This window comes from Leptolyngbya sp. FACHB-711, assembly GCF_014695615.1.
In the GTDB taxonomy this organism is placed as follows: Bacteria; Cyanobacteriota; Cyanobacteriia; order Elainellales; family Elainellaceae; genus Leptolyngbya_A.
This window is the reverse complement of record NZ_JACJOR010000367.1, coordinates 1-11,641: the sequence shown is the minus strand read 5'-3', so window position 1 is coordinate 11,641 and position 11,641 is coordinate 1. Positions and strand designations below refer to the sequence as shown.

General features: G+C 49.9%; 12 protein-coding genes. 7 read left to right on the top strand and 5 right to left on the bottom strand.

The window, feature by feature from the left end; all coding sequences use genetic code 11:
- The coding region (locus H6F80_RS15245; protein ID WP_190792379.1) for an aminotransferase class I/II-fold pyridoxal phosphate-dependent enzyme at positions 1-617 on the bottom strand (617 nt) is incomplete at its 3' end.
- Positions 618-967: 350 nt separating this feature from the next.
- Here H6F80_RS15245 and H6F80_RS15240 point away from each other — a divergent pair.
- The gene (locus H6F80_RS15240) at positions 968-2,230 is read left to right on the top strand and encodes an aspartate aminotransferase family protein (protein ID WP_518523592.1); all 1,263 of its coding nucleotides are present in this window, start codon (positions 968-970) and stop codon (positions 2,228-2,230) included.
- Between the two features lie 209 nt (positions 2,231-2,439).
- On the opposite strand, the gene H6F80_RS15235 is transcribed toward H6F80_RS15240, so the two are convergent.
- The 4 genes from H6F80_RS15235 to H6F80_RS15220 form a co-directional block, all read right to left on the bottom strand.
- Positions 2,440-3,156 (bottom strand): hypothetical protein, encoded by a 717-nt coding sequence (locus tag H6F80_RS15235; protein WP_206755076.1) that lies wholly within the window; start codon positions 3,154-3,156, stop codon positions 2,440-2,442.
- Positions 3,157-3,245: 89 nt separating this feature from the next.
- The gene (locus tag H6F80_RS15230) at positions 3,246-3,872 is read right to left on the bottom strand and encodes a hypothetical protein (protein ID WP_199296598.1); all 627 of its coding nucleotides are present in this window, start codon (positions 3,870-3,872) and stop codon (positions 3,246-3,248) included.
- Between the two features lie 4 nt (positions 3,873-3,876).
- The gene (locus tag H6F80_RS15225) at positions 3,877-4,668 is read right to left on the bottom strand and encodes a TIGR04255 family protein (protein WP_190792377.1); all 792 of its coding nucleotides are present in this window, start codon (positions 4,666-4,668) and stop codon (positions 3,877-3,879) included.
- Positions 4,669-5,178: 510 nt separating this feature from the next.
- Positions 5,179-6,171: an N-acetylmuramoyl-L-alanine amidase gene (locus tag H6F80_RS15220; RefSeq protein ID WP_242067381.1), complete on the bottom strand. Its 993-nt coding sequence runs from the start codon at positions 6,169-6,171 to the stop codon at positions 5,179-5,181.
- 396 nt (positions 6,172-6,567) lie between these two features.
- Between H6F80_RS15220 and H6F80_RS15215 the strand changes: the two genes are divergently transcribed.
- The 6 genes from H6F80_RS15215 to H6F80_RS29450 all read left to right on the top strand — a co-directional run.
- Positions 6,568-7,551: an alpha-ketoacid dehydrogenase subunit beta gene (locus H6F80_RS15215; protein WP_190792376.1), complete on the top strand. Its 984-nt coding sequence runs from the start codon at positions 6,568-6,570 to the stop codon at positions 7,549-7,551.
- Positions 7,552-7,571: 20 nt separating this feature from the next.
- Complete coding sequence (locus H6F80_RS15210) at positions 7,572-7,946, top strand: GFA family protein (protein WP_190792375.1); 375 nt, start codon at positions 7,572-7,574, stop codon at positions 7,944-7,946.
- Positions 7,947-8,173: 227 nt separating this feature from the next.
- The gene (locus H6F80_RS15205) at positions 8,174-9,973 is read left to right on the top strand and encodes an ATP-dependent DNA ligase (RefSeq protein ID WP_190792374.1); all 1,800 of its coding nucleotides are present in this window, start codon (positions 8,174-8,176) and stop codon (positions 9,971-9,973) included.
- 557 nt (positions 9,974-10,530) lie between these two features.
- Positions 10,531-10,734: a hypothetical protein gene (locus H6F80_RS15200; RefSeq protein WP_190792373.1), complete on the top strand. Its 204-nt coding sequence runs from the start codon at positions 10,531-10,533 to the stop codon at positions 10,732-10,734.
- Positions 10,712-11,041, top strand: a complete 330-nt coding sequence (locus tag H6F80_RS15195) for a type II toxin-antitoxin system PemK/MazF family toxin (protein ID WP_190792372.1) — start codon at positions 10,712-10,714, stop codon at positions 11,039-11,041. Before H6F80_RS15200 ends, H6F80_RS15195 begins: the two co-directional genes overlap by 23 nt.
- A gap of 342 nt (positions 11,042-11,383) precedes the next feature.
- Positions 11,384-11,641 (top strand): hypothetical protein (locus tag H6F80_RS29450; RefSeq protein ID WP_206755075.1); only part of this gene is annotated, 258 nt, incomplete at its 3' end.

Genomic DNA, 11,641 nt, shown 5'->3' with positions numbered 1-11,641 from the left:
GTGAAATATTCATAAGCCTCATCGGTGATGTGATAAATGCCGCGATCGCGACACAGGGCATTCACCTGCCGCAAAGTTGCTTCGGGATAAACGACTCCGGTCGGGTTGTTGGGGGAAATCGTGACGATCGCCTTTGTTTTTGGCGTAATTGCTGCCTCGAGCCGAGCGAGATCAATCTGATAATTTGCGTCAGTGGGAACCGTCACGACCGCACAGTTCGCCATCTGAATCGCCATCTCGTGATTGAAATAAAAAGGCGTTTGCAGAATTACTTCATCGCCCGCATCTGCGATCGCCAGCAGCGCATTCACGAAACCCATATTGCTGCCAACCGTCACCACAATTCGATTCGCGTCTGAAGTTTCGATGCCGTTATCAGTTTTCAGCTTGCGGGCGATCGTCTCCAGCAGCGGCGGAATGCCCTCGATTGACTGATAGCGATGATTGTTGGGATTCGCAAGAAACTCGCTGATGCCCTCGATCGCTTGCGGTGGCGGCGGATAAAACACAATCCCTTGCCCCAGCGGAATCGTACCGGGATTGCTGCGAATTAAATCTCCAACGATTGGAATCACCGGAGACTGGACTGCCTGCATTCGCAAGGATTCTGTATTCATATTTTGCGCGGATTAAAACAAGGAGCGGTCGTGCGTCAAATCTCTTTTTGACTGTAGCGCAACTGCTGATGGTGTCGGGGGTTGTGTAAAAGGTCGCAAAGGTTCTGGTTACACCGTAGCCCTACTGAAGGAGCTAGGAGCGCAGATCCAAGTCGCAGTCCAGAATGTCAACGATCGGCTAAAAACAATCGATCGTTCCTGGTAATACTAGGAACTGTGGCTTAAGATCAAAGACTTGAGACAGGGAAATTCATTGGTTGCGCTCGCAAGTCACTGAACAAGTCACTGAATCTGTGCAGCGGATGAGCTTCCCAACTGCCCACCCAACTTCTACCTGCAAGGAGCAATTCGTGAGTTCAGATCTCGCCCTGATGCCCAATCCGACAGCAAATTCTACGGCTGCTGACCCGGCAACCTTCGATCGCTATGTGATGGCTACCTATGCCCGCTTTCCGCTGACCCTGGAGCGTGGGGCAGGCTGCCACGTGTGGGACACCGAAGGGCGCGAGTATCTGGATTTTGTCGCCGGAATTGCTACCTGTACCTTAGGACACGCTCACCCCGCAATGGTGAATGCCGTGACGCAGCAAATTCAGAAGCTGCACCATGTTTCTAATCTGTACTACATTCCCGAACAAGGCGAGCTGGCAAACTGGCTGGTCAATCATTCCTGTGCCGATCGCGTGTTTTTCTGCAACTCCGGCGCAGAAGCCAACGAAGGCGCAATCAAGCTCGCCCGCAAATACGCCCATACCGTGCGCGGCATTCAGAACCCTGTCATTCTCACTGCCCACGCCAGCTTCCACGGTCGCACCCTCGCCACCATCACCGCCACCGGGCAGCCGAAATATCAAAAAAACTTTGACCCGCTGATGCCGGGATTCTACTACGTCCCGTACAACGACATTACTGCCCTGGAAGAGGCGATCGCCCTCCTCGATCAGTCCGAAGCGCAGGTCGCCGCCATTATGCTGGAGGCACTGCAAGGCGAAGGCGGTGTGCGTCCCGGTGAAGCTGCCTATTTCCAGCGCATTCGCGAAATCTGCAACGAGAAGGGCATTCTGCTGATCCTTGACGAAGTGCAGGTCGGTATGGGGCGCACGGGTAAATACTGGGGCTATGAGCATCTGGGCATCGAACCAGACATTTTCACTTCTGCGAAAGGACTCGGTGGCGGCATCCCGATCGGCGCAATGCTGTGCAAATCCTTCTGCGATGTCTTCCAGCCCGGAGATCATGCCAGCACCTTTGGCGGCAATCCGTTTGCCTGCGGCGTTGCCCTTGCGGTCTGCCAGACGCTAGAACAGGAAAATTTGCTGGCTCAAGTCCAGGCACGCGGAGAGCAGCTAAGAGCCGGACTGCGATCGATCGCCGCTCAATATTCCACTATCATCAGCGAAGTACGCGGCTGGGGCTTAATTAACGGGATGGTGATCAATTCTGATGCCGAACTAACTGCTCCTCAAATTGTGAATGCTGCGATCGCGGAAGGCTTACTGCTCGTTCCGGCAGGTCCAAAAGTGGTGCGCTTTGTGCCGCCGCTGGTGGTATCAGAGGATGAAGTAGAGCAAGCGATCGGGGCTGTGGCGCGGGCAATGGAGAAGTTGGTGTAGGTGGATAGGTGAGTCGGTGGGTGAAGCGATGCTTTTGTTCTGTAAGTTTTCACCCATCGATCGTTTTTCGCTAACGTTGCCCATCACCCGCCGCAGATAACCTTTGCAACTTACCGATCAACTCTCGGCGGTCGGTGTGCATGGGTGTTGTTATACCTCGATTGCTTTTGCATTTTTGTCAACTTGCGATCCTATTCCTACACAGTTATCTAAATTACTGGTCCCGAAGGCTCAGTGCGATAACTTAAGTGTTCGAGATGGTATTCAACCGTTTCGCGCATATCGCGGAGTGTGAATTCCATTTCAGAGATCGCTTCGCACTTGCGTAAAATCACATTGCCGCAATCCTTTGTCTTTTCTAAAAGCCTTGGAAATTCTGTTTTCAAGCTTTGTGCAACATCTTCAGACATTGGGCGGTAATCATCCTTATCAGTGATATAAACAATGTTGAGCCAGAGTTCATACGGTTCTTCGGGGGGAAGTTCATCTTCGGGATCATAAGAAAGACGGAAAGACAATATTCCAGAAGAATTTTTCTTACCTTTCTTCTCAATGTATGCGAAAACTTCACGAAGCCTATCAACGAGGCTGTTCGGTAGAGCATGGCGACGATATCTAGCAGCCAACCAACTTTGAAGAATTTGCCGAGAATGAGTGAGTTTATAAGTATCATCAGGCTGAACTGCCTCAAGCTTATCTTTCTGTACTATCAATCTTTTTGAAGAGAGCAGTTCGAGGGAAACAGGTTTTTCACCGTCTGTGTAATCTAAGTGTAAAACGCGCGGATTTTTCCCATGTGTGTAATTCCCATTGCTTTGCTCCAAGATACGAGCAAAGATGAATTCTACAGCAGGTTCAGCATCCAGATTGTCATTGGCGATATCACAATCGTGAGATATTGCTATAGCTAGAGCAGTATCAGGCATATCGGTCAAGCCTACTGCCTGAAAGTCTTTCCCAGTCAGGACGCTACCCTGTCGCCATCTGGTGTTTCGGGACCAAGGCATTTCTAACACTAACTCCTCTCATGGATAGCCACAGAAGATTCACCTAACACATCGTCGAGCGATCTCAAGTGTTTGCCAACACCCTTAGGTTCACGACGGGTCTGAGCTTCCTTATCGGCTATTGCCTTGATGGTAGCTAAAGCCTCTACAGGGTCTTCATCTGTTCTAAGTATATCGAGCAAGGAACGTCCGTTTAAAATTGGACGATTTACTAACTTATCTAGACGGATGATGTTTGCTTGATGAAATTTATCAGCAGCGCGGGACAATTGCTGAATACGTATTACTGCTTCTCCCTTTGGCTCTTGTCCTGACAACCAAGCATAGACCGTAGGACGAGTGACCCCTAAAACAGAGGCTAAATCAGACATACTTATAGCAAATACATCACGGATATTAGCAACATGCTCAGCAGGCGATCTCGTATCAATCTGCTTTGCCCTAGAAGGTTCGATATGTATACGTGGATCGTAAAATCGATTTAGTACCTCAGTTGTACCATGTGGCGTCATAACACCACCAGTACCTGCTGTCCAAATCAATATAGGGACGGCAATTACGATAGCTCGATGAGGGCTATTAGTTTTTATAGGATAAAGAGGAGCTTTGGGATATGGTTTTGTCATTGTATTCATATTCTTAAGCCCACTTTTCTCTAGCATAGTCAGTTACCGCAACCCTGAAAGCATTCGTGATAATGCCATGTGCTTTCTGAAGTTGCTCTTCAACTTCTATGAGATTAAAACTGTTTCGCTTAGCAACAAAATAGTCAGTATCTAACACAGCATTCCGACCATTAATTTCTGCAAATCGGGCTTGCAGTTCGAGCTGTAATGGAAACAAGTCAGGTGATAAAGCTAATGCCCCATCTGTAATAACTGCTCTAGCAACTAAGTTACCATCCTCAATAACTGTGACCGTTTCGGTAAAGCTATGACTTAGACGACCCTCTAGATTTGCAGAAAAGCCAAGCAGAGATGGGTTCAAATATTGTTGTAGGGTATCGTTACCTATCGGGGTAACAGCATTAAGATAACGCAGTCCAATCCGTTCAACATAAGCCAACTCAACAATTTCGTGAACTAGTTCTAAACCAGAGAGGGCCTTTTTTAAGAAATCTGCAAAGGTATCGTATGTAGTAGTGTGAAAAACCAAGGCATTCGAGAGTAATAAATATCCTTCAGTGCGTTGAGTATTCGTGAAGCTCCAGCGCATATGCTGCGTAGGCTTAACATCAGGTTCTGCTTCGTCCAGCCGGCGAATTGTGAGTTCAAATTGATTTTCGGCTCGGAAATCAGGAAATCCGCTTCGGCGCAAGTGCTCCTGCAACTTGGCAACATAATCTGACATCTGGGCAATTGGGTTAAATTGTACCTGAGCCAGTGTGTAGAACACGGGCGCAAGACTCATTTTCTGCACTGCTGTTTTCATATATCTATAAGAATGCCCACAATCCCATTTTACACTTCACTTTACACTTTTCAAGAATTTTCCCTGTGTGCTATAAGCAAGTAGCCCAGCGCGACTTCTCAGTTCGATTTCTATGTCGTTCAGTCCTGAACGAAGCAAAATACCTTTGCTTGCCTAATCTCAGCTAAAAACAAACAACTTTAACGAACGTGTCGGGTTAGGTCTAACTCTTGATTAGACTGAGTGTTTCCGTCTAATTCTCTGATATAGATATTAGACCGATTTCTGCCTAAGATCCCTATCGAGTACATTAGGCTGCACAAAGTCGAAATAACAGACCAATTTCGGCAATTAGACTAACACTTCATGCCCAATTCAGGCATCAGAGCAAGTAGACGATCGATCGACCAATCGATATTCCGCATTTTCCCTTGAGTTAGAAATCAAGCAGACTGGAAGAGTTTACTCCGCCTCCATTCTGCTCGACTTCATTTCAGACCTCATTTCAGATTGGCATCCTCACCGACTCACTCATCGATCGCCATACTGCGCTAACAGCCTCAAAAACTTATTGCCATCGAAACTGCGAGGATCCATGCGGGATTCCGATCGATCGACGTCACGGTGAGTGGTGATGCGTTCAACCGGAACCGGAGTGCGGGCGACGAGCCACGCAAGAGATTGATACTGCGCGTCGGTATAGCCGCTGTGGGTGGTCTGGTTGTCTTCTCCGTCTTCGGGGGTTTCGAGGGAAATGTGATAGGCAAAATTATTGACCGAGGGCGCAAACTGGCGATGGGTTTTGACGGCTTCTAGTCCGTTTGGACCTTTGAAGGCTGAGTTTCCGGCTCCAAATGCCCGCTTCTCAGGCGAGACCACATAAACGATCGTGCCATCTAGCCGAATAATGCTGTGATAGCTAGCTTGCCTGGATTCATCGGTGTGAGCGGCGCGGAATAGCTCAAGTGCGCTATCGGCTGATCCCACGGTTTCATGCAGCACAATGATGGGCGCATTGTTCACAGGTCTGCCAAATACATCGTGGCTCACCCGATCGCCATAGTTGGTTGGATTAGCCGGAGCAATCTGCTGGCGGGGTTGGTATCCAGAAATCGCCGGAGCCGCAGGAGCAGGAGTTGCCGGACGAGCTGCCGGAGTTGCCGGACGAGCCGCCGGAGCAGGAGTTGCCGAACGAGCCGCAGGAGTTGCCGGACGAGCCGCAGGAGCAGGAGTTGCCGAACGAGCCGCAGGTCTGGAAGAACGATTGGGCAAACGGTTGGGAGGAGCGGGCACCACCGGGACCGGAGACGGAGCAGGAATTGCGGTAAGTGGCATGAGCTGCCAGGATGACCAAGCTGCCGAATTTTCTCCCGCCTCAACCAGACCCGCACCACCGGAGAGTTGACCACTCGCAAACCCTACTCTGGCGATCGCCTCAATACTGCCAATCACCAGAACTGCCAGTAGTGCCCCCAGTGCTAACGCCACAAACCGCAGCGACAAGACCTGCAAATTAATTCTCATACCCTCACACCACTCGATGAACGTCCCGCGCCATGCAAACTCTATCCCCGACCATAACTCAGATCTAGCCTGGTAGGCATGCCACACTAGAGTTAATTTGCTCAGAAATTTTATCTTCAGCGATCCCAGCGATCCTGTTGAGCAAAGCATGACTTAATCCATAGATTTATCCATAAATAGATTTATCCACAAATCTAAATTTCCCTAGCTTGAGCCACCGCTCCCGGAAGACGGCGAAATCTTTGCTGCTTCTATGCAAGGCTGCCTCAAAAGTTTCTACCTTACCGTTCCTACCGGGATCAGCCAGTATAATGGCTTGCATATCTGTCCCCTTCACCAGATAAGATAGTAGGCTGGATATCGTTTGGCACTTGCACTCTTAGGTAAATTCCGCTCATGGCAGAAACCCTTCTCTTTAATGCCCTCCGGGAAGCGATCGATGAAGAAATGGCACGTGATCCCTCTGTCTTCGTGTTGGGTGAAGATGTGGGTCACTATGGCGGCTCCTATAAAGTGACCAAAGATTTGTACAAGAAATATGGTGATCTGCGCGTGCTGGATACGCCGATCGCCGAAAACAGCTTTACAGGCATGGCAGTGGGAGCCGCAATGACCGGACTCCGCCCCATCATCGAAGGCATGAACATGGGCTTTCTGCTGCTGGCGTTCAACCAGATTGCCAACAACGCCGGAATGCTGCGCTACACTTCTGGCGGCAACTACAAGATCCCGATGGTGATTCGTGGTCCAGGTGGTGTGGGTCGTCAGCTTGGCGCAGAGCACTCGCAGCGGCTTGAGGCTTACTTCCAGGGTGTTCCCGGTCTGAAGCTGGTTGCCTGCTCTACACCTTATAATGCCAAAGGTTTGCTGAAAGCCGCCATTCGGGACGATAACCCGGTGCTGTTCTTTGAGCACGTTCTGCTTTACAACCTGAAAGAAGACCTGCCCGAAGAAGAATACGTCCTGCCGCTAGACAAAGCAGAAATCGTGCGGCGCGGCAAGGATGTCACGATTCTCACTTATTCGCGGATGCGTCACCACGTCATGACTGCGGTGAAAACGCTGGTGCAGCAGGGCTATGACCCGGAAGTGATTGACCTGATTTCGCTGAAGCCGCTGGACTTTGACACGATCGGCGAATCCGTCAGCAAAACCCATCGCGTGATCATCGTCGAGGAATGCATGAAATCGGGTGGGATTGGCGCAGAGCTAACTGCTTCCATTAACGATCGCCTCTTTGACGAACTCGATGCCCCGGTGCTGCGCTTAGCTTCGCAAGATATTCCCACACCTTATAACGGTACGCTGGAGAATTTGACGATCGTGCAGCCGCATCAAGTGGTGGAAGCCGTGCAAAAAATGAAGGCGTTGAGAATCTAGAGAAGCCGTCGAAAAGATAAATGGAGCAATCCAGAGAATTGAGAGAATACGCGGGGAGCTGTCATTGCGGTGCAGTGAAATTTAGCCTGCGATCGGCTGCGATCGATCGGGGGATGCGCTGCACCTGCTCCATCTGCCGCAGAAAAGGAGCCCTGATGTCTGCTGAGGCTTACCCCGCTTCAGAGCTTCAGATTCAGGCAACACCGGATTCGCTCTCGACCTACACCTTCGGTTCAGGAAAGGCAAAACACCAGTTCTGTAAGCACTGTGGGATCTATACGTTTCACGAAACGTTTCGCTTTCCCGGACACTATCGCGTTAATTTGGGCTGTATCGATGAGGTGGATATCCTGAACCTCGACGTTGAGCTTTTTGATGGAAAGTCCCTTCTTTAGAACTCGTTGCAGCGAGCGATTGCAGTGGGTGACTTTTAAGATGCAAAAAAAAGACCCTTGCGGGTCTAAGGTGAATCACTATCTCTGACTTTTGCAGGGTATCAATTTACACCTTGAGAGGGACTGGGTTTTTCTACTGATCTCTCTCAGGCAGGAATGCAAGGTCGGCGGCGATTTCACCGAAAATGAGCGTGCTACGGTGTGGGTAACGGCTTTAATCCAGCACCATGACCTCCTCAAGCATTTCTCCCCAAAACCTGAATTCCTTGCCAAGCGATCGAGCCTTTGTGGAGCAGTCTTCTACCGATGGAGTCGTCGGCTCGTTTTTGCAATTTGCCCAGGTTGCGGAGCAGGTCAACGGCACAGCTAAGCGATTAGAAAAAGCTGCGCTTTTGGGGCAATACTTCAGCAGTCTGGATGATACTGATCTGGAATTGGCGGCGCGTTATTTGGCAGGAACAGTGTTTCCATTGAAAGACCAGCGGACGCTCAATATCGGCGGAGCTACTTTACTGGCTGCTCTGGCGATCGTTACCGGAATCGATGCTGAAACTTTAAAGCCGCAGCTCGTACAGCTTGGTGATTTGGGAGATGTTGCCGCGCAGGTCTGGATCACCCACCAGCCTCCCTCCCTTTCCCTGCAAGATCTGGCGCTGGCACTGGAACAGCTTGTGCAGATCAAAGGCACAAAGCGCAAGCAAGAATGGATCGTGCAGTTGCTCAGCCACGCGACTCGACTCGAAGCCAAATACCTGATCAAGTTGCTTTCTGGTGATCTACGAATTGGTCTACGTGAAGGAGCTGTCGAAGATGCGATCGCCCGCTTAGCAAAGGAACCTGTCGATCGCATTCAGTGGGTCAATATGCTGCTGGGCGACATCGGCAAAACCGCAGTGCTGGCGCGACAGGGACAGCTTGACCAGGCACAAATGGAGCTGTTTCACCCGATCAAATTCATGCTGGCAAGTCCGGCGGAAGACCTAGCAGAAGTCGCACGGCTCTTGCCCGGAGAGTTTGCAGTTGAGGACAAGTATGACGGCATCCGGGCACAGATTCACCTTGCGCCATTGATTTACACCGACGAAGCCTCGCTGCACGGTACGCCCTACGGCGATCTTCGAATTGCTCTCTTTTCTCGCACACTAGACGAGATCACCCAGACCTTCCCTGACTTGCTGCCCCCCATTGCGTCCTTTAGCTTTGCGCTAACCCACGACCCGCAAGCAGGCTTAATTCTAGACGGTGAAATTGTGCCAATCGAGAACGAGCGCATCTTGCCCTTCCAGGTCTTGCAAAAGCGACTCGGCAGAAAAACGCTGACCGAAGACCTGCTGACTAAGATCCCCGTCGCATTTGTCGCTTACGATGTGCTGTACCAAAACGGCGCAATTTTAATTAACGAACCTTACACTAAGCGGCTGCAAATCCTGGACAACCTCGGCTTAAACACCTTCCACCTGCGACGTGCCCTCAACAAACGCTGTGCTGATGTGACCGCACTAGATGCAGAATTTTTGGCGGCACGCGATCGCGGCAACGAAGGCTTGATGGTAAAAGCACTGGACGCGCCTTACAAACCCGGCCGTCGCGGCAAAGACTGGCTGAAGATTAAACGGGCGATCGCCACGCTTGATGTGGTCGTCACTGCTGCCGAAGTCGGAACCGGACGGCGCAGCCGCTTTCTCTCCGATTTCACCTTTGCCGTCCGCGCCAGCGAAACCGATCCCACCTTACTCAATGTCGGCAAGGCATATTCTGGACTCACCGATGCAGAAGTGCAGCAGTTGTCTGACTGGTTCAAAGCGCACACTATTCAGGAATTCGCTCACGGCAAAGTGCGAACCGTCGAACCCAAGATCGTGCTGGAAGTGACGTTCGATCGCGTGCAGCCCTCTAAACGACACAAAGGCGGCTACGCCCTCCGCTTTCCCCGCATCCTACGAATTCGTGACGATAAACCTGTGTCTGAAATTGACACGCTGGACACCGTAAAGCGACTTGCGGAACTAGGGGAACATGAGAGCTAGTTGTTGACGCAACCTAGAGCAGAATGCGCTGTCCCGTTGGCGGATACCAAAGTTTTTCTTCGATCGCAATACTGAGGTTTGGGGCGATGCGAAGCAGTTCCCCCTTCAGGGTAATCGTGATTGATTAGAAACAGCCGTGGTCTAGGCTGTAATTCGATCGAAATACCCTTGATTTGGGCTAATTTCCTTTTTAGGATCTTAGGCAGAATAAAAGGCAAAAACAGACCGAAGAAACGCTCTCAGGATTCGGGCTAATGGCTGGAATCAGGAGGATTATACGGAAACCATGTCGGGCTAATGTCCGATTGGAGTGATTAGACGGAATTCATTCAGCCTAATTGCCTCTATAGGGTAGATAGCCCGAACTAATTCTGTCTAATTACATAGTTGACCTGCTTCATATCATGGTGGGGACGGTACAGCAATATTATTTGTGAGTATCAAAGGCTAATCTACTTTGAGATTGTCTATGTAGCATCAATTTGAGGGTATTAGCGAGGCGATCGCACAAATAGGAATTACGGCATAAAATCAAGGCATGGTCTCATGCAAAAGATATGCTAAAAACGATTTGGGCTACGGTTCGGCAAGGAAAAATTGAGCTGCTGGAATCAGCAGAACTCCCAGAAGGGGTAAGGGTGCTGGTAACAGTTTTACCTGACGATGAGGCTGGATTTTGGCTACAAGCAAGCCAAACATCCCTTGATGTGGTTTGGGACAATGCTGAGGATGATGTGTATGCCCAGCTACTCCAAGCATGATGTGATACTGGTGCGCTATCCCTTCTCAGACTTATCGAATTCAAAGGTAAGACCTGCTGTTGTAGTTAGCACATCGCATTCGTCTCAAGGCATGCTCATTACTCCTTTGACAAGCAAAACAGGTTCACTAATAGCAGGTGAGTTTGTGTTGTCTGAGTGGGCAGCAGCAGGATTGAACGTAGTAACCGCAGTCAAAAGAGGCGTGTACACAGTACATGAAAGTTTGGTGATCAAAGTGATCGGTCAGTTGGCTAGGGTTGATGCTGACCAGCTTGAGCAATCCCTGCGAGATTGGTTAGGTTTGTAGATTGATTTAGCAGACACAGCCCAACACTTCGTTGGTGCGGACGGCACAGAGGTTATCGGTGAGAGTTCGAGGTTATCTGCCGCCGCACAACTTTGACGTTAGCAAACCATGTGCTTCGCCCCTTCAGTGTGAAAGTAACTGTCAACCGAATGGTGACAATCAGCAGCTTGAGAGGTGAATTGTATTTAGTTATTTAGGAGCGGGCTCCGCACAAAGCCTTTACACTCGTTTTTGGAGATTGCCGCTGAGTCCGAAAGCACTGAAAAGGCGATCGCTTATCGCAATAGTCAGGAGGTGACAACTGCTGGCTTTTGTCGTTGGGTGACTTAGATAGATAACACTATGAAATTCCAAGTTGATGCCGTTGATGGATCTGGAAGAATAGTGGGAAGAAACATCGGTGAGGACATTCCTATCGGTTCTATATTTACAAGGATCACCAAAACTCAATTCGAGGGTCACAGTCCTCATATAACGTCTACTGATTTAGGCATTGTTGCAAGTATCCGATTGACGTTGAAGAAGGTAGAGTGGTACGGCAGGAGCATAGATATAATTCCAGGTGGTCATTCAGCAGGTCTACTGGTTGATGGAGCTGGC